This window comes from Gordonia otitidis (assembly GCF_020735545.1).
Lineage (GTDB): Bacteria > Actinomycetota > Actinomycetes > Mycobacteriales > Mycobacteriaceae > Gordonia > Gordonia otitidis.
In genome coordinates, this window is the sequence record NZ_CP085974.1 from 178469 (window position 1) to 203187 (window position 24719).

The window sequence follows — 24719 nt, forward strand, 5'->3', positions numbered from 1 at the left end:
CGATCGCAACCGGATCATCGGGCGCTACTTCTCGGACGTGCGGCGCAGCCGGGTATTGACGAATTCGCCCATCCCCCACCGGCCGAGCTCACGTCCGTAGCCGGACCGCTTGACCCCGCCGAAGGGCAATCCGGGCAGCGTGGTGCCGTGCTCGTTGATGTAGGCCATGCCGACGTCGAGTCGGTCGGCGACCTGCTGCGCCTTCTCGATGTCGGTACTCCACACCGATCCGCTGAGCCCGAATTGGACGTCGTTGGCCACTCGGACCGCATCGTCGATCGAGCTGGCCTTGTAGACCATCGCCACCGGACCGAAGATCTCCTCCGAGTAGGCGTCGGCCTCGGGAGTGATGTCGGTCAGAACTGCGGGCTCGAGGTAGGCGCCGCTGTCGCCGATCGGTGTGCCGCCGGTGTGCAGTGTCGCGCCCTGTTGTACGGCCTTGTCGATCTGCTCGGCGACGGTGTCTCGCGCGCTCTCCGAAGACAGCGGCCCGACCTGTGTCGCCGGGTCGGTCGGATCTCCGACCTTCGCAGACTTGAAGGCGTCGACGAGACCGGCCACGAAGTCGTCGTAGAGCTCGTCGAGCACGATGAACCTCTTGGGCGAGTTGCAGGCCTGACCCGTGTTGGACAGACGCGCCCGTGAGGCGACCTTGACCGTGCGGGCCATGTCGTCGGTATCGAGTACGACGAAGGGGTCGGACCCACCGAGTTCGAGCACCGACTTCTTGAGGTTCTTGGCAGCCTCTGCGCCTACCGCGGCACCCGCCGCCTCACTACCGGTCAGCGATACACCGCGAATAGCTTTGTTCTCCAACAGCTTCGCTACCTGGTCGCTGTTGATGTACGCGTTGATGTAGACGTCCTCACCCACGCCAGCCTCGTGCAGGACGTCCGCCATCAGCGCCGACGACGCCGCACAGATCGAGGCGTGCTTGAGGATGATGGTGTTGCCGAGCATCAGATTCGGGGCGACGAAGCGTGCCACCTGGTAGTAGGGGTAGTTCCAGGGCATCACTCCGACCAGCGGTCCGATGGGGCGGCGTTGGATGAGTGATTCGGCTGCGCCCTGGGGGTCGATCTCCTCGTCCGCGAGAAGGTCGGGCCCGTGGTCGGCGTACCAGCGATAGATGCTGGCGGCCAATTGCACCTCGCCGACAGCCTGTTTGGTCACCTTACCCATCTCGGTGGTGATCGCCGCAGCCAACTCGTCAGCACGCTTCTCGTAGAGATCCGCAGTGCGCGAGAGCATCTCGGCGCGCGCCGCCGGTGAGGTGTCCCGCCATTGTGTGTACGCGTCGAGCGATCGCTTCGCGAGCGCGTCGAGTTGGTCGTCGGGAAGGGTCGGGAATTCGCGTTCGGTGACGCCGGTCGCGGGGTTTGTGGTCACATAACTGCTCATATCCCGACGCTACGGACGCGACCGCACCAGCTGTGCCCGAAATGTCCATCTTGATCCGATCGCAACACGCTGCGGCCACACCGAACCCGTGTTCACCACGAGTAACGTGTGCCGGGTGTCCGCACACGTCCTCGGCAGGATTCACGCCGCGCTCGCCACCGCAGGCTCGCGCCGAGCAGTGATCGTCACCGCCGGATCGTCGACGACCTCCGGCCACGGCCTCGACGACCAGTCGCACAGTTGGGTAGACCGGTGGGCCCGAACGGTGCAGGCAGCGTATCCGCGTCTGGACGGCCGACCGTCGCAAGGTCGGGTCACCCTCGCCGGTTCGTCACTGATGTCGCCCGATGTGCCCGGCGTCGTGGTGGTCAATGCCGGTGTCTCGGGTACGACGTCGGCGAACTACCTCGATGACACCAGTCGTTCGGCGATCGCGACGTTGCGGCCGATCCTCATGACGCACATGGTCGGTTCCAACGATTTCTCCGATGGCGTCGATCCCGCGGTCTACGAGCGCAACATTCGCGCCAATCTCACGTACTTCGCTGACGCATCGCCGGCGACGGTGCACGTTCTGGTGCACTCCTACCACCGCATGGATACCACCGACGGAACGATCTCGTGGACCGATTATCGAGACCGGTTGTGCGCCATCGCCTCGGACGCTCCCGACTCAGTGCTGCTGATCGACGGATCCGAACCGTTCAGCGCGGCGGGCCTGCCCGAGGCGGATTCGCTGCACCTGATCGCCTCCGACGCAGTCCACATGACAGTGGCGGGACACGACCTGTTGGCGTCGACGATCACCGCGGCGCTGCGCATTCCGGTGCCCGCACCGACTCGCGCCGATGGACGCCGGCGAGTGTGGTGCTCCGACACCTTCTCCGGCTGCGGCGAGGTGGTGGGCGCACCGTCGGACTCAGCGTTGGGCGGCGGATCAATCATCTGGTCCGGCGAACCCGGAGAGTATGTGGTGGCCGACGGCGCGCTGCGCAACACCGGGACGCGACGAGGTGTTGTGGGAATCGAGATGTCGGTGCCGGACTACGAACTCACCGCGCGCCTGGCAGAATTCCCCACCGGCGAGCCACGGCAATGGTTCCTCGATGTACGACGACAATCACTGCAGACCGCCACAGCACCCGACGCGATTCGGTGCAGCGTCGCGCCGGACGGAATGCTGAGGCTCCTCCTGCGCGTCGACGACCGCCTGATCGACCTCGCCGAACCACACACGGTCGCACGTCCCGGCGACCTACTGACCCTCGGCGTCCGAGCCGACGACGTCTGGCTCATGCGGAACGGAATCGTGGTCCACGTGGCGCGTGTCGAGAGCGTCGCACGACCGGGCGCCGCCGCGGTCGCCAACGGCGAAGGTGCGCGCGGCGCGATATCGGAGTTCGTCGTCGACACGATTCTCTGACCGCCACGATCCTCTGACTGCCGCGGGCATCGGGTGTCGCTGCAATCCCGCACCATCGTCACGCATCCGTTCGGACCTGCTGATGGGCATCGCTCGCTAAGGTGGCGATCGTGCGGGCATCTCGGCGCAGAGACGGAGTAGACGGCACGCTGCGTCGCGGACGCGGCCCCGCCCACCCCGTCAACTCCAAGCCGCGCGTCGGTCTGACGTCGCTGCAACCGTGGGTGTACGACATCACGGCGGAGGCCGATCGTGAATTGGTACTCGACGTGGGCGACTGCGACCTCGTGGGACTCGTCGTCGACAGCGAGCAGGAACTCGTCTATGCGCTGCATCCCGTGTTCGACGCCGACGAGCCCGACGTGCGGGACTCCTATGCGGGGACCGCGGTCGCACTCGACCTCGAATTCGATGACGGGAGCACGCTGTCCGATCAGCGTCTGCGCGACCAACACGGCGCCGTCGTGAATCCGGCGGCGCAGTACGATTCGCGCACCATCGCCGTCGACCAGTGGACCCTGAAACGAGTCCGGTTGTCTGCCTTCACCGATCGTCGCATCACGCGGGTGCTTCTACGCGTCACGGCGCCTGCACGGGCAGACGGCACGCGCTCACGACGACTGAGTCGCGGGTTCCTCGACGAGGTCCGGCTACGACGTGCCGAACCCGAATCACTCGAGCGCATCCATCGGGTACGCACCACCCGCGGAACGCACTCGAGCGACCGCTTCTCGCGGGGAAACTGCGCCCCGTTGGTTGCCCCACCGCACGGATCGGTGTTCGGCTTGCCGATGACCGACGGCGGCAACCGCGGATGGCCGTACTCTTACCACGAGGCCAACGACTCCGAAAACCGTTCGCGTCTGCAGTCGTTCGCGACATCCCACATCCCGAGCCCGTGGATGGGCGATCGCGGTGTACTGCAGTTCTTCCCGGCGGTGTGCCGTCGTCCACCGCTCGACCGCGACGCCCGTGCGCTCCGGTTCTCACACGAGGACGAGGCTGACCGACCCGATCGCTACGCCGTCCCCCTCGAGGGAGGTGCCGATCACGGTGGCGTCGACGCGGAGCTGACCGCAGGCTTCTGGTCCGTGTGGCTTCGGGTGCGATTTCCCACCGATTCCGGTGCACTCGTCTTCGACCAGTTCGACAATGCCGGAGCGCTGGTCCTGAACGAGGCGACCAACGGACTCGTCACCGGATTCGTCGACGGACCTGGCGGATTGGTCACAGTCCCCCGCATGTATTTCTCGGCACGCATCGACGTCCCGGTGACCTCGGTCGATTACCCCGATGCCACACACGAACGCAACGCGGTCCTCGGTTCGATAGACCTTGACGTGTCCAACAACCGGCGCGCCGTTCTCGCCGTCGGAACGTCGTTCATCAGTATCGAGCAGGCGCATCGCAACCTCGAGTACGACATGTGGCTCGCGGGAGGCGGTTTCGACGAGATATGGGCGGCCAGCCGAACCGCGTGGAACGACGTTCTCGGCCGGCTCGACGTCGAAGGTGCCACCGCCGACCAGCTGACCACCCTGTACTCGTGTCTGCATCGCGTGCATCTGTATCCGAACATCGCACACGAGAACGTCGGCACCCCGCAGAGACCACGTTGGGCGTACGCCGATCCGTTCTGCTCTGTACAGGAGGACGGTCCAACTCACACCGCACGACCCGTCGTCGACGGCGCACTGACGACGACGGACGGATTCTGGGACTCGTACCGGGCGAGTTGGCCGCTGCGCACACTCGTGTGGCCGACATCGACCGCCGAACTCATCGACGGCTTCGTCGAACACTACCGACGCAGCGGCTGGACGAGTCGCTGGTCGGCTCCGGGCCCTGCCGACATCATGACCGGGACGAGCAGCGACGCAGTGTTCGCCGACGCGGCGCTGGCAGGACTGGACTTCGACCTCGAATCCGCATATAACGCATGCCTACGCAACGCGACCACACCGTCCGACGACCCGCGCGTCGGCCGAAAGGGCATGCACCGGTCACTGTTTCGAGGGTTCACCGACACCGAGACCTTCGAGGGTATGAGCTGGACCGTCGACGCCGCCATCAACGACGCGGCCATCGCGGTGTTCTCGCGCGTGCTCGCCGACCGGTTCCCGATGCACCGTCGAATCGACGAATTCCGCGCCAACGCGACGTGGTTCACCGCCCGCGCCACGAATTACGCCACCGTGTTCGATGCGCGGACCGGCTTCTTCCGTGGCCGCGATCGATCCGGCGGGTTCCGACCCATCGACACCTTCGATCCTCGCAACTGGGGACTCGACTACACCGAAACCAACGCGTGGGGAACATGTGTCACCGCACCACAGGACGGGGAGGGCATCGCTGCGCTGCACGGCGGCCGTGACGCCCTGTGCCGACGGCTCGACGAGTTCCGCGCGCTGCAGGAGACCGGACGCGACGACGTCCGCGGCTCGTACCCCGTTGTCATCCACGAGATGCGGGAGGCCCGCGACACCCGCATGGGCATGCTCGCACTGTCCAACCAACCGGCCCACCACATTCCGTTCATGTACGCATTCGCGTCGACGCCCGGCAACCTCGCCCACGCCCGAACCCAGGAGATGGTGCGCGAGGCGACGCAGCGACTGTTCCTCGGCTCCGAGATAGGACAGGGCTACCCGGGCGACGAGGACAACGGCGAGATGTCGGCGTGGTACCTGTTCGCGGCCACCGGCCTGTACCCGCTGACCATCGGCTCCGGAGAGTTCGTGATCACCGCACCGACGTTCCCGTCGATCAGCTGGACACTCGACGGCGGCGCCGTCGTGCGTGTCGAAGCGCCCGCGGCGTCGACGACCAACCGCTACATCGAGTCGGTGACCATCGACGGCGAGCCGTGGCAGCAGATCACGGTCCCTCGTGAGCGTCTACGTCGCGGTGCGGTGATCCACGTCGCGCTCGGGCCACAGCCGACCACCTGGGCCGCCGGGTCGGTACCACCGTCACTGACCCCACCCGGCACGATGCCCCAACCGCCGCGCGATCTGACCTCTCCCGCTGACGCGCCCCGCTGCGCCCGCGGACCGAACGACGCAGCCAACGCCTTCGACGACGATTCGTCGACGCCACCGTCGAGATTGACGACCGGACAGGCTGTCGGCTGGGCATTCGATGTCCCGACGCCCGTCGACCACTACACGGTCACCCCGCGGTCTGCGGGGCGGGCGTCGTGGACGGTCGAAACCCTCGATGCGAGCGACACGTGGTTCGTCGTCGACGAACGAACGGCCACGTTCCGTTGGGACAGACAGACCCGGATCTTCACGCTGCCGGTGCCGACCACGACGTCGGGGGTTCGCCTGCGAACCCTCGACGACATCGAGGTGTCGCAGGTGGAGTTCTTCCGGCTGAGCACCGAAGGTGATGGTGCGCGAGGGGGGACTTGAACCCCCACGTCCTAGGACACTGGAACCTAAATCCAGCGCGTCTGCCAATTCCGCCACTCGCGCGTGCGCGGTCAACAGTACCGGTCGCGCGGCGATAGACCCAGGCCAGGTACCGTCGAAGGTATGTCTACTACGCGTCGTGGTGCCCGTCGGCACCGCCCGGCACTGTTGGTGCTGGTGGCGCTCGCCGCCGTTGTCTGTCTCGGCATGGCGTGGTGGCAGTGGGATCGATACGAGTCGACGAGCGGCACTGGCCAGAACCTCGGGTATGCGCTGCAGTGGCCAGCGTTCGCCGTCGCTTTCGTCTGGGCATACCGACGCTTCGTGGTACTCGAAGCCGACCCGGACGAAGTCGAGAAGCTCAAGCCACAGGGTGTGACCGAGATTCCGCAGGGCATTCTGCCCGACCGCGCGACCACCCCGAGTGCGTCGTCGTTCGCCGCCGATCCGGCACACGAGGACTCCACTCTCACCGACTACAACCGATACCTCGCCGAGCTCGCCGCCGCGGACCGCGAGCACCACGAGGCGGAGCCTGTCACAGCGCCCGCAGCGCGCGGCGACACCACACACACGGAGGAACACCACAGGTGAGCAGCGAGACCCCGCAGACCGCACAGTCCCCCGACCCCGCCGGACCCTCTGAAACCGGGCAGACCACCACTCCGGTCGACAAGGTTCGCGGCGCGCTCACACGCTATCGCGTACTTGCGTGGATCACCGGTATCTGGCTTCTGCTGCTGGTTGTCGAGCTCATCCTCCGGTACGGGTTCGGCAACCATTCGCTGGACTTCGTGCCTCCGGTCCACGGATGGATCTACTTCATCTATCTGATCTGCGCGATCGATCTGGGTATCAAGGTGCGCTGGTCGGTCGGCAAGATCATCGTGACCGCCATCGCGGGCACCATCCCGTTCTTGTCCTTCTACGTCGAGCACATCCGCACCAAGGAAGTAAAGGCGCAGTTCAACCTGTCGTGAGCGTCGTGCAGCGCCGCGTTCATGTGAACACGGCTGACTGTCGATGTGCGCATCGTCCAGCTGGCCAACTTCTACGGTGAGCGTTCGGGCGGATTGCGCACGGCCGTCGACCGGTGGGGCGCCGGATACGTCGCGGCCGGACACGAGGTCGTGCTCGTCGTCCCGGGTCGCGAGTCACGCGACGAACTGATGCCGTCCGGTGTCGTCAGAATATCTGTGCCTGCTCCACGCATCCCGTTCTCCGGTGGCTACCGGCTGGCGTCCGCACGGCGGGTGGCCGATGTCCTCACCCACCTCCGGCCCGACGCTCTCGAGGTGTCGGACCGGTTGACCTTGCGTGGCTTCGGCGACTGGGCCCGCCACCGCGACATTCCGTCGGCCATGGTCTCGCACGAGCGCCTCGACAGGTTGCTCGCCATGGCCATGCCCGCCGAGACAGCGCGTGCGCTGGCGGACAGGGCCAACGCCGCCACCGCCCGCTCCTACGACGCAGTGGTGTGCACCACCGGATTCGCCGCCGCCGAGTTCGAGCGCATTGGCGCTGACAACGTGGTCCGCGCACCGCTGGGAGTCGACCTCGAGCAGTTCGCGCCGCACCACCTCGACCCCGAACTCAGCACTCGCTGGACCGACGCATCGACGACGCTCCTCGGGCACTGCGGCCGCCTGTCGATGGAGAAGCGCGCCGACCGTTCGATCGCCGCTGTCGGTCGCCTTCACCGCGCGGGCGTGCCCGTCCACCTGGTGATCGCGGGCGACGGACCGATGCGCAGTGCTCTCCAGCATGCGGCACGCGGGCTTCCGGTGACATTCCTCGGACATGTGCGCGACCGCCGGCAGGTCGCGTCGCTGCTCGCGAGCACCGACGTCTCGTTCGCGCCGGGACCGCACGAGACGTTCTGCCTGTCGGCGCTGGAATCACTCGCGTCGGGGACGCCCGTCGTCGGATCGCGGTCGTCGGCGGTGGCGGGCATGATCGACGATTCGTGCGGTGCGCTCGCCGACAACTCGGGTGCGGGGTTCGCTGACGCCGTCGAGCGGGTTCTGTCGATTCCCCGCCCGACGCGCGAGGGCGCTGCCCGCGCACGGGCGACGCAGTTCACGTGGCCCGACTCGGTGTCGCGGATGCTGTCGGTGCACGCCGGTCGCTGACGCGGCTGGGCGGTCGGCGTGAAATCCGGTGCCGTCGGCGTGAAATCCGGTGCCGTCGGCAAGAAACCCGGTGCCGTCGGCGAGGTGTCCGGTGCCGTCGGCAAGAAACCCGGTGCCGTCGGCGAGGTGTCCGGTGCCGTCGGCGTGAAACCCGGTGCCGTCGGCGGTCAGGCCAGCGCGCTGAGTGCGGGGACCAACTGCCTCAACGCCTTCCCACGGTGGCTCAAGGCGTCCTTCTCGGACGGGGAGAGTTCGGCGGCGGATCGGCCCGCAGCGTCGGCGTCGTCGGGAATGAAGAGCGGGTCGTAGCCGAAGCCGTTGCGCCCATGCGCTTCCCGGGCGAAGGTGCCGCGCCACTCGCCCCGCACCACCGTCTCCTCACCGGACGGCAACACCAGTGCGCACGCGGAGACGAACGCGGCACCGCGTCGTTCATCTGGGATGTCGGAAAGCTGCGCCAGTACGAGCGCGTTGTTGGCGGAGTCGTCGCCGTGCACGCCACTCCAACGCGCAGACAACACCCCGGGCATCGCGTTGAGCGCATCTATCTCGATACCGGAATCGTCTGCGAGACAGGGCAATCCGGTGGCGCGTGCGCCGGAGCGGGCTTTGATCAGCGCGTTGTCCTCGAAGGTCGCACCTGTCTCCGGTTCCTCGGGATACTCCGGGACGGCGTCGAGTCCGATCACCTCGAGACCGATGAGTCCCGCGGCGTCGACCACCCGTTGCAGTTCCGCGAGCTTCTTGGCGTTACGGCTGGCGAGCAGTACCTGCGACATCGACTCGAACCGGTTTCAGACCGACTGCGGGAGTACGCCGGGATACGGAGCATCGAGCGCCTCGCGTTGCGCTTCGAAGAGTGTGTTGGTGCCGATCTCGGCCATGTCGAGCAACTTGTCGAGTGTGGCGCGTGGGAACGTCGCGCCCTCACCGGTGCCCTGCACCTCGACGAGGGTGCCTGCGTCGGTCGCGACGACGTTCATGTCGACCTCGGCGCGCGAATCCTCCTCGTAGGGCAGATCAAGACGTACCCGACCGTCGACGACGCCGACACTCACGGCGGCGATCATGCACGACAGCGGCTGCGGATCCGACAGTCGCCCAGCAGCTTTGAGCCATGTCACGGCGTCGGCGAGTGCCACGTACGCGCCGGTGATCGAAGCGGTGCGGGTGCCGCCGTCGGCCTGCAGGACGTCGCAGTCCAGTGCCACGGTGTTCTCGCCGAGTGCGCCCAGATCGATGCATGCACGCAGCGACCGCCCGATGAGTCGGCTGATCTCGTGTGTCCGACCGCCGACCTTGCCCTTGACCGATTCACGCCGCGAACGCTCATGGGTGGCGGCGGGGAGCATCGAGTACTCGGCGGTCAGCCATCCGAGTCCTGACCCGCGTCGCCACGGTGGAACGCCCTCGGTGACGCTGGCGGTGCACATCACGCGTGTCTGACCGAATTCGATCAGCACCGATCCCGCCGGATTGGAAGTGAATCCGCGGGTGATCGTGATGGGACGGAGTTCGTCGTCGGCCCTGCCGTCAGCTCGTGTGCTCACGGACTCAACTGTAGGAGATCACCCCGGCAGGTCGAACACCTGGCCCTGACGTACCAGCCCGACCGGTCCGGAGAAGGTGGTGCGTGCCTCGGCCAGAATCGCCTCGGCATCCGACCACGGTGCGACGTGGGTGATGGCGAGCGACTTCGCATTCGCCTTGGTGGCGACCTCACCCGCTTCGATGCCCGACATGTGCAGATGCGGCGGACGTTCCGACGGCGCATGCGTCCATGACGCCTCGCACAGGAAGATGTCGGCGTCGGCAGCGACATCGACGACCGCGTCACACGGGCCGGTGTCGCCGCTGTAGGCGACGACCTGTCCCTGCGGTCCGGTGAATCGGAGACCGAAAGTGGCGGGCGGATGGTCGACGCGGATCGGATCGATCACGATCCCCCCGAGGGTGATCTCCATGTCGTCGATCCACTCGTGCGTGTCGAAGGTGTCGCTGATGTCGTCGATCTGGCCGGCGAACTCACTCGACGCCGCACCGATTCGCAGCGCGGTGCCGGCCGGGCCGTACAGCGACGCGAGTTCTGTCGCCGGTGTGGGCGCATACCGACGCCACACGAGCATCGCGGGAAGATCCAGACAGTGGTCGGCATGCAGGTGGCTGAGGACGACGTCGACGTCGCTCGGGTCTGCGACACGCTGCAACTCGCCCAGAACGCCCGGGCCGCAGTCGACGAGCACGGGCCGGTGGTCGGGGGCGGTCAGCAGGTACCCGGAGCACGCCGCGCCGGGGCCGCCGACACTGCCCGAACACCCCAGGACAGTCAAACGCATACGACCTACCTTGCCACGCGTGTGTAGCGGGCAGACCACATATGGGCCACAAGCCGCGCGCCGCGCGGGTTTGCTCCGGCTCGGCGTCGACGACACGCCGCGTCTCAGACCGGATCGACCGACCTGACGACCGGTCCGAGGAACCTGCTCGACAGCTTGGCGAACATCTCCGGGTCGCCGGTCGCCTGAAAATGACGGACAGCTTCGCGGCCGGTGTGCGGGTGCAGCAGATCAGCTTCGGTCAGCACACGGAACAAATCCTTGGCGGTCTCCTCGGCACTGGACACCAGCGTCACCTCGTCGCCCATCGCCAACTGGATCACGCCCGACAGGAGCGGATAGTGCGTGCATCCGAGGACGACCGTGTCGACGTCCGCCTCCTGAAGCGGTTCGAGATAGCCCTGCGCGAGACCGAGGATCTGCCGTCCGCTGGTGATACCGCGCTCCACGAAGTCGACGAATCGCGGACACGGGACCGCGGTGATCTGTGCGTCGCGGGCCGCGGCGAACGAATCCTGATAGGCGCGGGACGAGATCGTCGCCTCGGTACCGATCACTCCGATCCGTCCCGTCTTCGTTGCCACGACCGCTCGACGCACCGCAGGCAACACGACCTCGACCACGGGAATCGGCGCGTAGCGCTCGCGCGCGTCACGCAGGCAGGCCGCTGACGCCGTGTTGCAGGCGATGACGATCGCCTTGACGCCACGCTCGGCGAGATCGTCGCCGATCGCCAGGGCGTGGCGTCGGATCTCGGGGATGGTCAACGGCCCGTATGGCCCGTTGGCGGTGTCGCCGATGTAGACGATGTCCTCGTCGGGCAGCTGATCGATGATCGCGCGCGCGACAGTGAGTCCGCCGACGCCCGAGTCGAAGATCCCGATGGGTGCGTCGGCGCGCGTGGTGGTGACTATGACCGCACCCCCGGTGCCGTGCTGCCCGATCCGACCGCGCGCGGCCGTCGACGATCACGGTCGGCGAGGAACCACGCGGCGAGCACACCGCCGATCGCGCCGAACAGATGTCCCTGCCAGGAGACCCCGAAGGTGCCCGGGAAGACACCCCAGAGCACCGAGCCGTACACGAGGAACAAGACCACTCCGATCGCGATCTGGGTGAGGTCGCGGTTGAACACGCCGCGGACCAGAAGATAGGTGAGCCAACCGAAGATGATGCCCGACGCCCCGACGGTCACCGAGTACGGCGGCGCGAACAACCACACACCGAGGCCCGAGACGATCCACACTATCGCCGTGACGACGAGGAGTCGCTTGCTGAGCAGCAGGATGAAGCCGAGGATGATCAGCGGCACGAGATTTGCGAACAGGTGCTGCCAGTCGGCATGGAGGAACGGCGCCCACAGAATGCCGTCGAGCCCGTCGACCCTCCGCGGTTCGATGCCCGCGCGGTCGAGGTCGTAGTGGGTCGCGGCGTCGACGGCTTCGACGATGAACAGCACCGCGACGATGCAGGCCATCACGATCGCCGACCTCGCCCACAACGGGCGCGTCCCGCGGGGTGTGGGTGTCGGGCTCGGTGTCATCATCGTTCCTTCATCGGGGGTGGTCTCGACCAGCTCCACGAGCGGAAACCGCCCGGCTACGCCCAGAGCTGGCCCTCGAGAGCCTGTTCGGCATCCTCGAGGCTACCGTCGTAGGCCCCGGTGGAGAGATACTTCCAGCCCGCGTCGGGGACCACCAGACCGATGTCGGCGCGTCGCCCGTCCTTGATCGCCTTGCGCGCGATGCCGCGTGCCGCCTGGAGAATGGCACCCGTCGACACACCCGCGAAGATGCCCTCCTGGTCGATCAGTTCGCGTACCCGGGCGACGGCGTCGACGCCCTGGACCGAGTACCGGCGGGTCAACACGGACTCGTCGTAAAGTTCCGGCACGAAGCCCTCGTCGATGTTGCGCAGGCCGTAGACCTCGTCTCCGTAGCGTGGCTCCGCCGCGACGATCTCGACCTCCGGGTTCTGTTCGCGCAGATACCGGCCGACACCCATCAGGGTGCCCGTGGTGCCGAGACCTGCGACGAAGTGGGTGATCTCGGGAAGGTCGGCGAACAGTTCCGGCCCGGTGCCCTCGTAATGTGCGCGCCAGTTGGCCTCGTTGCCGTACTGGTAGAGCATCACCCAGTCGGGATGCTCTGCGGCGAGTTCCTTGGCCACTCGGACCGCGGTGTTCGAACCCCCCGCCGCGGGCGACGAGATCACCTCGGCGCCGTACATCCGCAGCAGCGATCGACGCTCTTCGGAGGTGTTCTCCGGCATCACGCAGATCAGGTGGTAGCCCTTGAGCTTCGCGGCCATGGCCAGCGAGATACCGGTGTTGCCGCTGGTGGGCTCGAGGATCGTCGATCCGGGCTGCAGCAGACCGTCGGCCTCTGCCTGTTCGATCATCCGGAGCGCGGGCCGGTCCTTGATCGATCCGGTCGGGTTGCGGTCTTCGAGCTTCGCCCACAGCCGTACGTGTGGACCGCCGTCTGGCGCGTCCGAGTCGTCCCACCGCGGCGACAGTCGCTGCAGTCCGATGAGCGGTGTGTGCCCGACGGACGCGATCAGCGAGGTGTAGCGCGCCACAGAGTCGACTACTGTCGTCCGCCGGCGACGGCCGGCAGAATCGTGACTTCGTCACCGTCGTCGATCGAGGTCTGGAGTCCGCCGGAGAAGCGCACATCCTCGTCGTTGACGTAGATGTTGACGAAACGGTGCAACTTGCCCGCACCCGCACCGTCGGCGGCCACGAGTCGATCCTTGAGACCGGGGTTGGCGGTCTCAAGGTCGTCGATGAGCTCGGACAGCGTCGAGCCGGAACCTTCGACGCGCTTCTCCCCGCCGGTGTGGGTACGCAAGATGGTCGGGATGGACACGGTGACCGTCATGGTTCAGCTCCTGATCTCGATGGGTTCTTCGGCGACCTCACCGTCGACGATGCGGTAACTCCGGATTTCGGTGTCGACCTCGTCGCGGGTGGACACGAGCACATAGTGGGCCTGCGGCTCGCTGGCGTACGAGACATCGGTGCGACTCGGATACGCTTCCGTCGCGGTGTGCGAGTGGTAGATGACGATCGGTTCCTCGTCGTTGCGGTCCATCTCACGCCACACCTTGAGCTGCTCTGTCGAGTCGAAGCGGTAGAAGGTCGGCGACCGTTCGGCGTTGACCATCGGAACGAATCGGTCCGGACGGTCGGAACCCTCCGCACCCGCGATCACCCCGCACGCCTCGTCGGGATGATCGGCGCGCGCATGCGCGACCATCGCGTCGACCAACTCCTGGCTGATCTGCAGCACTCGTACTCGTTCTCCTCGTCGCGGCCCCGCGGACAGTCACTCCCCGCCGCGCAACCCAGCTGATGGACTAGCGTCGTTGCGCACAACGCGGACGCCCGAGTGCGTATTCCGGCCGCTGTTCACCGTCGGCCGCTAGGAGATGCCCTCGATCGCGATCGCTGACGGCGCGAGATCGGCGTAGGCCGGTACGCCGGCGACCGAATCCGCGGCCAGAACGGCGTTGACGATCGCGCGTTGGGTCACCGTGACCGCGACTCGACAGATCTCGGCGAGCACCGCGATGTCCGGATTCATCCCCGGCGGGACCAGCGGCGAGGGCTCCACTTCACGCGCACCCGTGGCCACGGCGAAGACGGTGTCGCCGTCGAGCGGTGAATGCACAGGGTGAATCGCACGCGCGAGTCCGTCATGCGCCGACATCGCGATGCGACGCACCGACGCCGCCGACAGCGCCGCGTCGGTGGCGACGACACCGATCGTGGTGTTGAGCACGGTCTGCTTTGATGCCACCTGCGCAAGCCGCGCGACGTCGGATGAGTCGGGCGGGGTGAGCCCGTGATAGGCGAGATCGGAATCGGTTGCGCCCCAGGGGAGCCCGGTCGCGGGATCGACGACCGAACCAACCGGGTTGGCGACGATCAGCGCGCCGACGGTGATCCCGGCCGCCGCACCCGAATCGATCAGCACGGACGCCGTGCCGACCCCACCCTTGAGGCCTCCGGCGCGCGCCCCCGCCCCAGCGCCGACACTTCCCTGCTCGACCTCGACGCCCGCTGCATCGAGCGCCGCTCGCCCGAAGGTCGCATCCGGTCGGTGCTGCCACGCGCCCATCGGCAGGTCGAAGATGACGGCCGAGGGCACGATCGGCACGACGCCGCCCTGGGCGTTCATCGGCAGACCGCGCCCGGATTCCTCCAGCCCGGCCATGACCCCTTCCGCAGCGGCGAGACCGTAGGCGCTGCCGCCGGTGAGGACGATGGCGTGCACGGTGGTGACGGAGTTCGACGGGTCGAGAAGATCGGTCTCGCGAGTGCCGGGGCCGCCACCGCGTACGTCGACGGCAGCGGTCGGGGCTCCTGCCGCGCCCTCCGGTCGGCCGACCGTGAGGACGGTCGTCCCGGTCGCCCACCCTTCACCCGGCGCATCGTCGGGGCCGCCGAGGCCCAACGTCGCGTCTGCATCGACGACGTGGTGATGCCCGACCGCGATGCCTGCCACGTCGGTGATGCGGTCGCCGGGCACAGCCCAACCGGTCATCAGATCATCGCCTCGACGAGCAGCTCCTGGATCACGGTCAGCCAGTGGTAGACGTCGAGGTGCGCGGCATGCGGGTGGTCGGCTGGAAGCTGGTCGGGGGTGTCCTCGGAGATTCCGAGCATCGCACCCAGTGCGAGCCGGACGTCGTTGAGCGCGGTCAACCAACTCATCGCCTCCTCCTCGGTGAGCGAGACGTCGCCGCCGCCGTCGGGCAGCGTCGCGAGCATCGTCGTCGAGGCGGCGAGTTTGGCGTCGATGATCTTCGGTTCGTTGACGCTGCGCAACGCCGAGTTGAGTCGCCCGTTGACGGCGTCAGCGGTGAGTTCCGCGTCCTGATCGGGCCGGTGGAAATCGGGTAGCAGGCGACCGAGCGTCGCGTCGGTCGGAGCGCTCGAGTGGCCGGTGCGGATGCCGGTCAGCTCGGCGAGCTCGTCACGGGGAGCGCTCGCCTCGCGTTCGGTCAACAGTTCCGACATCGACGCAACCATCGAGGCCAGGAGCTCGGACTCGTGAGCTTCCAACGACGTGGTGTACCGGACCGAACGTCCTCGACCCCTGCGTTTCCAGACGCGCACTCGTCAATCCCGTCCGCTGTTCAGCTGTCGTGCTGCATCGTCGCCCACAGACCGGCGGCATGCAGTTTGGTCACGTCGGATTCCATCTTGTCGCGATCGCCGGCCGACACCACGGCTTTGCCCTCGGTGTGTACCTGCATCATCAGCTGATTCGCCTTGGCTTCCGAATAGCCGAAGACCTTCTGGAAAACGAAGGTCACATAGCGCATCAGGTTGACGGGATCGTCCCAGACGATGGTGACCCACGGTCGGTCGAGTGCCGTGGCGGCGTCGGCAACGGCCGGGTCTGCCACGGCCGTGCCGCTGCTACCACCGCCGTCTCCGGGAGTAGCCTCATGCGCACGAATATCGTCAGGCGCCATACAACCTAGGGTAAGGGATCGTGACCATCCGCAACACCGCCCTGCTCACCGACCAGTACGAGCTCACCATGGTGTCCGCTGCGCTGCGGCACCCCGTCGCGCACCGACAGTGCGTCTTCGAGGTGTTCGCGCGCAGGCTTCCCGACGGGCGCCGCTACGGGGTCGTCGCCGGAACCTCGCGCATCCTCGACGAGCTCGCCGACTTCCGGTTCGGCGACGACGAGATCGCGGTCGTCGAGCGCTTTCTCGACGCCGAGACCGTCGAGTGGTTGCGCGACTACGAGTTCACCGGGGACATCGACGGCTACCGCGAGGGAGAGCTCTACTTCCCCAACTCTCCGATCCTCACGGTGCGTGGCACCTTCGCCGAGGCGGTCGTGCTCGAAACGCTGATCCTGTCGATCCTCAACCACGACAGCGCGATCGCCTCGGCCGCCGCTCGCATGGTCAGCGCCGCGAGTAGGCGCCCCATCATCGAGATGGGATCGCGACGCACGCACGAGTGGGCTGCGGTGGCCAGTGCACGTGCCGCGTACCTGGCCGGTGTCGCCGCCACGTCGAACCTCGAGGCCGCGCGGACCTACGGCGTGCCGAGCGCGGGCACCGCAGCGCACTCGTTCACGCTGGCATTCACCGAGCCCGACGGCGCGAATGAGAAAGCCGCGTTCGCAGCGCAGATCGAGACGCTCGGTGTCGGCACCACGTTGCTTGTCGACACGTTCGACATCACCCAGGGGGTACGCAACGCCGTCGAGGTCGCCGGCCCCGAGCTCGGTGCCGTGCGTATCGATTCCGGTGATCTGGGAGTACTGGCGCGCCAGGTTCGTGAGCAACTCGACGAGTTGGGTGCGCCGAACACGAAGATCGTCGTCTCCGGCGACCTCGACGAGTACGCCATCGCGTCCTTGCGCGCAGAGCCCGTCGACACCTACGGCGTCGGCACCTCGCTGGTCACCGGCAGCGGCGCCCCGACCGCCGGCATGGTCTACAAACTCGTCGAGGTCGACGGCATCCCGGTGGCCAAACGCGCCAGCCACAAGGAATCCAAGGGCGGGGCGAAGAACGCCGTGCGGGTCGCCCGTCCCACCGGCACCATCGTCGAGGAGATCCTCTACCGGGACGGCACGCCGAGACCGGAGGTGCCCGGCCACGTCGTCCGACCGCTGCAGATCCCGCTCGTTCGGGGAGGGCGTCGCGTCGACGACCTGCCGACACTCAACGACGCACGCGCGTTTCTCGCCGACGGTCTCGTCAGCCTGCCGTGGGAGGGACTCGGTCTGTCGCACGGCGACCCGGCCATCCCGACACGGTTCCATCTCGGCTGAGAGAGCAGGTCGGTAAGCGCGACAGCAGGGAACCGATCCCCGCCCGCCCACGTCCAACCCACGAGCCGACCAAGTGAACCCAGACGACCGAGTGAACCCAGACGACCACTACCCGAGGAGTCCGGAATGTCCAGCCCACACTTCGACGCCGACGACACGCCCGCCCAGGCGCTAATCGTCGTCGACGTCCAGAACGACTTCTGCGAGGGTGGCGCGCTCGGCGTGAACGGCGGCATCGCGGTGGCGCGTTCGCTGGCGTCGCTGACCGGCGACTACGACATCGTCGTCGCGACCCGCGACTACCACATCGATCCCGGGGCGCACTTCTCCGAGGATCCCGACTTCGTCGACAGCTGGCCGCCGCACTGCAGGGTGGGCACCGATGGTGTCGCCTTCTCCCCCGAGTTCGACACCTCCGACGTCGAAGAGGTGTTCTCCAAGGGCGAGTACAGTGCCGCATACTCAGGCTTCGAGGGTGCCTCCCCCGACGGGACCACGCTCGCCAACTGGCTGCACGCGCGCAATGTGCAGACGGTGGACGTCGTGGGCATCGCCACGGACCACTGCGTCCGCGCGACCGCCGTCGACGCAGTCAAGGCGGGCTTCGACACACGTGTCCTGTTGAACTTCACCGCCGCGGTCTCCGAAGACACCGCCGACGCCGCGCTCACCACCATGAGCAAGGCGGGCGTCACACTGGTCGGCGACCTGGTCCACGGCGGGCAGGCCGCGTCCTAGTGCCGGAGGCATCTGCGGTGACCCGCCTCCCCGAGGTGACCGAGCTTCTCGACACGGCCGTCACGGCCCTTGCGGGTAAACGCCGTGACGGCCAGGTCCGGATGGCCACGGCGGTGGCCAACGCGATCGACACCGGCGAGCACCTCGCGGTCCAGGCGGGCACGGGCACAGGCAAATCGCTGGCCTACCTCGTGCCGGCCATCCGACACGCCGTCGACTCCGGAGACACCGTCGTGGTGTCCACAGCGACGATTGCGTTGCAGCGGCAGCTGGTGGAGCGCGATCTGCCCCGACTCGCCGGTGCACTGACGAGCGCGCTCGGGCGCGAACCGACCTTCGCCATCCTGAAGGGACGCGGAAACTACCTCTGCCTCAACAAGATCCATGCGGGGACCGTCGAAGAACCCGACACCGAATTGTTCGACGCCTTCGAACTGTCTCGGACAGGACGCGAGGTCACCCGGCTACGCGAGTGGGTCTCCGACACCGAGACCGGCGACCGCGACGATTTGGCCCCCGGCGTCGCCGACCGATCCTGGCGCCAGGTCAGCGTCACCTCCCGTGAATGCCTCGGGGCGTCGAATTGCTCATATGCGGAGGACTGCTTCGCCGAACGTGCCCGGCGCACATCCGGGCAGGTCGACGTGGTGGTCACGAACCACGCCATGCTCGCGATCGACGCGATGAGTCCCGCGAACGTGTTGCCCGACCATCACGTCGTGATCGTCGACGAGGCCCACGACCTCGTCGACCGCATCACGTCGGTGTCGACATCAGACCTCTCGGCCGCATCCATCACCGTCGCAGCCCGCCGCTGCGGCAAGCTCATCGACGAGGAGACGGTCGACGCGTTGATCGGCGCCGGCGAACAACTCGGCGACATGCTCGACGACGCCCCCAGACGCGAGTGGACCGCGTTGCCCGCAGATGCGTCGCTGGTACTCGCGACGCTGCGCGATCGGCTGTGGCTGGCGCGGTCGGCCATCGGCCCGGCGCGCGGCGCAGGCGGCGCCGACGACGGGTTGGGCGCGACGCGGTCGGCGGCACTGACGTCGTTGGAAGAGCTCCACGACACCGCGGTTCGCGTACTCGGCGCCTTCGACGAACCCGACCCGGCGAAACGACGCGACGTGGTGTGGGTCGCCGAGGAACGCGCCGGTCGATCTGAAGCGTCGACGCGCACGGTCCTGCACGTCGCGCCCCTGTCGGTCGGCGGTCTGCTGCGCGCCACCCTGTTCTCCGAATCCACGGTGATCCTCACGTCGGCGACGCTCACCATCGGCGGCTCCTTCGACGCACTCGCCGCCACGTGGGGCCTCCCCGCGGCGGGACGCGGCACCGATACCCCCGCCGCCGACGACATCGCACTCGGCGATGCCCGCAACGACGCGCCAGCCCGCGACGCCACCGCGTCCGGTCGTGCGGCGCCGTCCGACGGCTCCCCGATGCGGTGGACGGGTCTCGACGCGGGCTCACCATTCGACTACCCCCGCTCGGCAATCCTCTACGTCGCCCGCCATCTCCCCCGCCCGGGACGCGATTCCATCGCGCCGGCGACTCTCGACGAACTCGCGGCACTGACCGAGGCCGCAGGTGGCCGCACACTCGGTCTGTTCTCCTCGATGCGCGCTGCCAGAGAAGCCAGTGAGGCGCTCCGCGAGCGCAGTGACCTACCGATCCTGTGTCAGGGTGACGATACGACGGCAGCATTGGTCACGCGCTTCGCAGAGGACCCCGCGACCTGTCTGTTCGGCACTCTGTCGCTCTGGCAGGGTGTCGACGTCCCCGGCCCCTCGTTGTCGTTGGTGATCATCGACCGAATCCCGTTCCCGCGGCCCGACGACCCGCTGCTCGGCGCACGCCAACGCGCGGTGACGGCCCGCGGCGGAAACGGTTTCCTGTCCGTGGCCGCCAATCACGCTGCGCTACTACTCGCGCAGGGAGCGGGACGGCTGTTGCGATCGGTCGACGACCGCGGGGTGGTCGCCGTGCTCGACTCGCGCCTGGCCACGGCCGGTTACGGCGGTTACCTGCTCGCCTCCATGCCGCCGTTCTGGCGCACCACCGACCCCGACGTCGTCCGCGCGGCACTCGGCAGACTCGCCGCCGTACCGCTACGGTGAAACTGACGCCGCGGATCGCACTTGCCGACGCGTCGACATCACTACAGTGAGATCAACAGTGTGGGATCGATGATGACTCCCGGCCGTGCGCGTGGCCGCTGACGAGAGGGGGCCGAAGTGATCGGCCGGATGGGCATCGACGACATCCAACCATTGATCTCCGCGGGACAGTACCCTGCCAAATGCGTTGTCGGAGAGATGATTCCGATAAGTGCAACAGCGTGGCGCGAAGGTCACGACGCTCTCGGGGTCACCCTGCACGTCGAAACCCCGTACCGCACCTCGTTCGACGTTCGGATGTCGGCCTCGAGCGAACCCGACATCTACAACGCTGCCATCGTCCCCGACGCCGTCGGCTATTGGACCTTCCGCATCGAGGCATGGAGTGATCCGTACGCGACATGGCGGTCGGCCGTCGAAAAGAAGATCGACGCCGGACAGGGCGCAGAAGACCTCGCCAACGATCTCGAGATCGGGGCGCGGGTCCTCACCGAGGCCGCGGAGTCCGTCGACGGCGACGACCGCCAACTGTTACTCGACGCCGTCGACTCCCTCCGCTCGCGCCGCAGGCGCATCGAGAATCGTGTCGGCATGGCGCTGTCGGACGAGGTCGCCGAACTACTCGACGCACATCCGGTCCGTGAGCTCGTGACCAAGAGCCGCAACCTGCGGATCTGGACCGATCGCCGTCGTGCACTCTACGGGTCGTGGTACGAGATGTTCCCGCGGTCGACCGGCGGTTGGGACAACGACGGACGGCCGGTGCACGGCACGTTCCTCACCGCGGCTGCCGACCTCTCGCGCATCGCCGACATGGGATTCGATGTGGTCTATCTTCCGCCGATCCATCCGATCGGCGAGGTGAACCGCAAGGGCCCGAACAACACGCTGGTCGCAGCGCCCGACGACGTCGGGTCGCCGTGGGCGATCGGATCGAGCGACGGTGGACACGACGCCATCCATCCCCGCCTCGGTTCGCAGGAGGATTTCGAGTATTTCCTCTCCCGCGCAGCAGAACTCGGTATGGAGGTGGCCCTCGACCTCGCGCTTCAGACCGCCCCGGACCATCCATGGGCGACCGAGCACCCCGACTGGTTCACCACGCTGCCCGACGGCACGATCGCCTACGCGGAGAATCCACCCAAGAAGTACCAGGACATCTACCCGCTGAACTTCGACAACGACCGCAACGGCATCTACCGTGCGGTGCTCGAGATCGTGCTGGCGTGGAACAAGCTGGGCGTCAAGATCTTTCGTGTCGACAACCCACACACCAAGCCGCCGAACTTCTGGGAGTGGCTGATCACCGAGGTCAAGAAGCGCGATCCCGACGTACTGTTCCTCGCCGAGGCGTTCACCCGACCGGCACGGCTCTACGGCCTTGCGCGCCTTGGCTTCACCCAGTCCTACACCTACTTCACGTGGAAGACGGCGAAGTGGGAACTCGAGGAGTTCGGCCGGGAGATCGCCGCACACGCCGACGAGTCACGGCCCAACCTCTTCGTCAACACACCCGACATCCTGCACGAGAGCCTGCAGCACGGCGGGCCGGGGATGTTCGCACTGCGGGCCGCGCTGGCGGCGACGCTGTCGCCGACCTGGGGCGTCTACAGCGGGTACGAGCTCTACGAGCATGTGCCCGTACGCGAGGGCAGCGAGGAGTACCTCGACTCCGAGAAGTACGAGTTGCGTCCTCGTGACTACAAGGGGGCCGCGAGCCGTGGGGAGTCGCTCGAGCCGTGGATCACGGCACTCAATTCGATACGTCGCCGCCACCCCGCGTTGCAACAGTTGCGCGACATCACCTTCCACCACCTCGACAATCCCGCGCTGATCGCCTATTCGAAGCTCGATCCTGTGTCGGGCGACCGTGTCGTCGTGGTGATCAACATCAACCCGTTCGGTGCAGAGGAGTCGACACTGTGGTTGGACATGCCGGCACTCGGATTCGACTGGCAGGAGCGCTTCGTCGGCACAGACGAGGTCTCCGGTGAGGAGTTCGGCTGGGGCCAGGCGAATTACGTCCGACTCGAACCGTGGCGTGCGGTCGCACACATCGTCGCGCTCCCCCCGCTGAATCCCGACGCCGCCCGCCGACTCTCCTACCGAATCCAGTGAGTTCATCGTGACCAGCAGAGAACCCGATCCCTTCGCGTCCGACCACGACCTCCGGCGTCTGATGTCGACGACGCATCCCGACCCGCACGCATTCCTCGGCGCGCACGACGCTCCCGGCGGATACACCATCCTGCGGACGTTGCGCCCCAATGCCATCTCCGTCTCGGCCGTCATCGGCGGCGTCGACTACCCGATGCATCATCAGACAGACGACCTGTTCGTCGTGACGGTGCCGATCGAGAATCTGATCGACTACCGCTATCGCGTCGCTTACCCCGACGGCAACGGGGGCACAACGGAATTCGTCGTCGCCGACGGGTATCGCTTCCTGCCGAGCATCGGCGAACTCGATCTGCACCTGTTCTCCGAGGGACGACACGAGGAATTGTGGAAGGTCCTCGGTGCACACATCGTCACCTACACCACGCCCGACGGCGAGGTGCCCGGTACGACGTTCTCGGTGTGGGCCCCCAACGCGCACGGCGTCGTCGTGATCGGTGATTTCGACGGGTGGAGCGGGCGGTCGGCGCCCATGCGGTCGATGGGCCCGTCCGGGGTGTGGGAGTTGTTCATCCCCGACGTCGGGGAGGGCACGCTCTACAAGTTCCGTGTCCACGGCGCGGACGGCGTCATCCACGACAAGGCCGACCCGATGGCCAGACGCACGGAGGTGCCGCCCGCCACCGCGTCGGTGGTGACCCGATCCGACTTCACCTGGTCCGACGGGCAGTGGATAGAGCGTCGCAGCGCGAGCGAGCCGACCCGCGAACCGATGAGCATCTACGAGGTGCATCTGGGTTCGTGGCGTACCGGCCTCGACTATCGCGAACTGGCCGAACAACTCGGCGACTACGTGATCGACAAGGGTTTCACCCACGTCGAGTTCCTACCGGTCGCCGAGCATCCGTTCGGCGGCTCGTGGGGCTATCAGGTGACGTCGTATTACGCGCCGACGGCGCGCTTCGGCCATCCCGACGACTTCCGCTACCTGGTCGATCATCTGCACTCGCTGGGGATTGCCGTTCTCGTCGATTGGGTTCCAGCGCACTTCCCCAAGGACGAGTGGGCTCTCGCGCGCTTCGACGGCACCCCGCTCTACGAGAACGCCGACCCGATGCGTGGCGAGCAACTCGACTGGGGTACATACGTTTTCGATTTCGGCCGCCGTGAGGTACGCAACTTCCTCGTCGCCAACGCGATCTATTGGATCGACGAGTTCCACATCGACGGGCTACGTGTCGACGCCGTCGCGTCGATGCTCTATCTCGACTACTCACGACCTGCGGGCGGCTGGCGTCCGAACATCTACGGTGGCCGCGAGAACCTCGAGGCGGTGCAGTTCCTGCAGGAGACCAACGCGACGGTCCACAAGCTCTTCCCGGGCGCGGTCACCGTCGCCGAGGAGTCGACGGCATGGCCCGGCGTGACCCGGATGACGGATCTGGGTGGACTGGGGTTCACCTTCAAATGGAATATGGGCTGGATGCACGACACCCTCGGCTATCTGGGGCGCGATCAGATCCACCGGAGCTTCCACCACCACGAGATCACGTTCTCCCTGATGTACGCGTGGAGCGAGAACTTCGTCCTACCGCTCTCCCACGACGAGGTCGTGCACGGCAAGGGCACTCTGTGGAGCCGTATGCCGGGCGACTCGTGGACCAAGGCGGCTGGTGTGCGGGTGTTTCTCGCCTATCAGTGGTCACACCCTGGCAAGCAGTTGCTGTTCATGGGCCAGGAGTTCGGCCAGACGGCCGAGTGGGCCGACAACCACAGCCTGGACTGGTACCAGCTGCAGGGCTGGGAGGGTGAGCTGCACCGTGGGATCTCGACCCTGACCACCGACCTCAACCGCATCTATCGGGAGCGCCCCGCGCTGTTCACACAGGACACCGAGCCGCGTGGTTACGAGTGGATCGACGCGAACGACACCGCGAACAACGTGATCAGCTTCCTGCGCTACGGATCCGACGGCTCGGTGCTCGCATGCCTGTTCAATTTCTCCGGGGTGGACCGCGATGACTACCGGGTCGGACTCCCCGTTGGCGGAACCTGGACCGAGGTACTCAACACCGACGCCGCGACCTACAGCGGAGCGGGCAAGGGCAATCTGGGTTCGGTCGTGGCCGACGGCGACGGCTGGCACGGCAGACCGGTCTCAACCTCGGTGATGCTTCCCGCGAACTCGGCGATCTGGCTCGCTCCGGCCGACTGACCTCG

The 24719-nt window shown here is 67.0% G+C and carries 22 protein-coding genes and 1 tRNA gene; 10 read left to right on the top strand and 13 right to left on the bottom strand.

All coding sequences use genetic code 11. The features are described from left to right. Positions 1–24: 24 nt before the first annotated feature. Complete coding sequence (locus tag LK459_RS00795; protein WP_227921201.1) at positions 25–1401, bottom strand: NAD-dependent succinate-semialdehyde dehydrogenase; 1377 nt, start codon at positions 1399–1401, stop codon at positions 25–27. Positions 1402–1516: 115 nt separating this feature from the next. Here LK459_RS00795 and LK459_RS00800 point away from each other — a divergent pair, with 115 nt between their 5' ends. Beyond that, a complete protein-coding gene (locus tag LK459_RS00800) occupies positions 1517–2824 on the top strand; it encodes an SGNH/GDSL hydrolase family protein (protein WP_227921203.1) in 1308 nt (435 codons plus the stop codon). A gap of 110 nt (positions 2825–2934) precedes the next feature. Beyond that, a complete protein-coding gene (locus tag LK459_RS00805; protein WP_227921204.1) occupies positions 2935–6240 on the top strand; it encodes a GH92 family glycosyl hydrolase in 3306 nt (1101 codons plus the stop codon). Here LK459_RS00805 and LK459_RS00810 read toward each other — a convergent pair. Then, a tRNA-Leu gene (locus LK459_RS00810) sits at positions 6219–6303 on the bottom strand. The genes LK459_RS00805 and LK459_RS00810 overlap by 22 nt on opposite strands. A 60-nt stretch (positions 6304–6363) precedes the next feature. On the opposite strand from LK459_RS00810, the gene LK459_RS00815 reads away from it, so the two are divergent. Genes LK459_RS00815 through LK459_RS00825 form a run of 3 tightly spaced genes read left to right on the top strand, consistent with a single transcriptional unit; the run spans position 6364 to position 8372 of the window. Continuing rightward, positions 6364–6834 carry a glucitol operon activator gene (locus LK459_RS00815; RefSeq protein WP_039993423.1) on the top strand — a complete coding sequence of 157 codons (471 nt, stop codon included), beginning with the start codon at positions 6364–6366 and terminating at the stop codon, positions 6832–6834. Continuing rightward, positions 6831–7220: a DUF3817 domain-containing protein gene (locus tag LK459_RS00820; RefSeq protein WP_007237447.1), complete on the top strand. Its 390-nt coding sequence runs from the start codon at positions 6831–6833 to the stop codon at positions 7218–7220. The genes LK459_RS00815 and LK459_RS00820 overlap by 4 nt, the downstream gene beginning before the upstream one ends. A gap of 45 nt (positions 7221–7265) precedes the next feature. After that, complete coding sequence (locus tag LK459_RS00825) at positions 7266–8372, top strand: glycosyltransferase (RefSeq protein WP_227921206.1); 1107 nt, start codon at positions 7266–7268, stop codon at positions 8370–8372. A gap of 167 nt (positions 8373–8539) precedes the next feature. Here the strand turns inward: LK459_RS00825 and rdgB are convergent, their stop codons facing one another. The 11 genes from rdgB to clpS form a co-directional block, all read right to left on the bottom strand. Next, complete coding sequence (gene rdgB / locus LK459_RS00830; RefSeq protein ID WP_227921208.1) at positions 8540–9151, bottom strand: RdgB/HAM1 family non-canonical purine NTP pyrophosphatase; 612 nt, start codon at positions 9149–9151, stop codon at positions 8540–8542. Positions 9152–9166: 15 nt separating this feature from the next. Then, a complete protein-coding gene (gene rph, locus LK459_RS00835; protein ID WP_227921209.1) occupies positions 9167–9922 on the bottom strand; it encodes a ribonuclease PH in 756 nt (251 codons plus the stop codon). Positions 9923–9940: 18 nt separating this feature from the next. Beyond that, positions 9941–10708, bottom strand: a complete 768-nt coding sequence (locus LK459_RS00840) for a cyclic nucleotide-degrading phosphodiesterase (RefSeq protein ID WP_227921211.1) — start codon at positions 10706–10708, stop codon at positions 9941–9943. Between the two features lie 104 nt (positions 10709–10812). Further along, positions 10813–11652: a glutamate racemase gene (gene murI / locus LK459_RS00845; RefSeq protein WP_039993424.1), complete on the bottom strand. Its 840-nt coding sequence runs from the start codon at positions 11650–11652 to the stop codon at positions 10813–10815. Continuing rightward, complete coding sequence (locus LK459_RS00850; protein WP_227924020.1) at positions 11619–12251, bottom strand: rhomboid family intramembrane serine protease; 633 nt, start codon at positions 12249–12251, stop codon at positions 11619–11621. The genes murI and LK459_RS00850 overlap by 34 nt, the downstream gene beginning before the upstream one ends. Positions 12252–12307: 56 nt before the next feature. Beyond that, positions 12308–13288 (bottom strand): PLP-dependent cysteine synthase family protein, encoded by a 981-nt coding sequence (locus LK459_RS00855; protein ID WP_227921213.1) that lies wholly within the window; start codon positions 13286–13288, stop codon positions 12308–12310. A gap of 8 nt (positions 13289–13296) precedes the next feature. Beyond that, entirely contained in the window at positions 13297–13590 is a 294-nt protein-coding gene (locus LK459_RS00860) for a MoaD/ThiS family protein (protein WP_007238678.1), read from the bottom strand. Positions 13591–13593: 3 nt separating this feature from the next. Beyond that, positions 13594–14001: a Mov34/MPN/PAD-1 family protein gene (locus LK459_RS00865; protein ID WP_227921215.1), complete on the bottom strand. Its 408-nt coding sequence runs from the start codon at positions 13999–14001 to the stop codon at positions 13594–13596. Between the two features lie 132 nt (positions 14002–14133). Continuing rightward, a complete protein-coding gene (locus tag LK459_RS00870) occupies positions 14134–15258 on the bottom strand; it encodes a P1 family peptidase (protein ID WP_227921219.1) in 1125 nt (374 codons plus the stop codon). After that, on the bottom strand, positions 15258–15833 hold the full coding sequence (gene aosR, locus LK459_RS00875) for an oxidative stress transcriptional regulator AosR (RefSeq protein ID WP_039993955.1): 576 nt from the start codon (positions 15831–15833) through the stop codon (positions 15258–15260). Before aosR ends, LK459_RS00870 begins: the two co-directional genes overlap by 1 nt. 20 nt (positions 15834–15853) lie before the next feature. After that, a complete protein-coding gene (gene clpS / locus LK459_RS00880) occupies positions 15854–16195 on the bottom strand; it encodes an ATP-dependent Clp protease adapter ClpS (protein ID WP_227921221.1) in 342 nt (113 codons plus the stop codon). Positions 16196–16215: 20 nt separating this feature from the next. Between clpS and LK459_RS00885 the strand changes: the two genes are divergently transcribed. The 5 genes from LK459_RS00885 (at position 16216) to glgB (ending at position 24714) form a co-directional block, all read left to right on the top strand. Then, complete coding sequence (locus LK459_RS00885) at positions 16216–17520, top strand: nicotinate phosphoribosyltransferase (protein WP_227921223.1); 1305 nt, start codon at positions 16216–16218, stop codon at positions 17518–17520. A 126-nt stretch (positions 17521–17646) separates the two neighbouring features. Beyond that, the gene (locus LK459_RS00890) at positions 17647–18258 is read left to right on the top strand and encodes an isochorismatase family protein (RefSeq protein ID WP_007238684.1); all 612 of its coding nucleotides are present in this window, start codon (positions 17647–17649) and stop codon (positions 18256–18258) included. A 17-nt stretch (positions 18259–18275) separates the two neighbouring features. Continuing rightward, positions 18276–20381, top strand: coding sequence for an ATP-dependent DNA helicase (locus tag LK459_RS00895; RefSeq protein WP_227921224.1), 2106 nt, complete (start codon positions 18276–18278; stop codon positions 20379–20381). Positions 20382–20498: 117 nt separating this feature from the next. Next, positions 20499–22499, top strand: coding sequence for a maltotransferase domain-containing protein (locus LK459_RS00900; RefSeq protein WP_227921226.1), 2001 nt, complete (start codon positions 20499–20501; stop codon positions 22497–22499). Positions 22500–22560: 61 nt separating this feature from the next. Continuing rightward, complete coding sequence (gene glgB / locus LK459_RS00905; RefSeq protein ID WP_227924021.1) at positions 22561–24714, top strand: 1,4-alpha-glucan branching protein GlgB; 2154 nt, start codon at positions 22561–22563, stop codon at positions 24712–24714. The last annotated feature ends 5 nt before the right edge of the window (positions 24715–24719 follow it).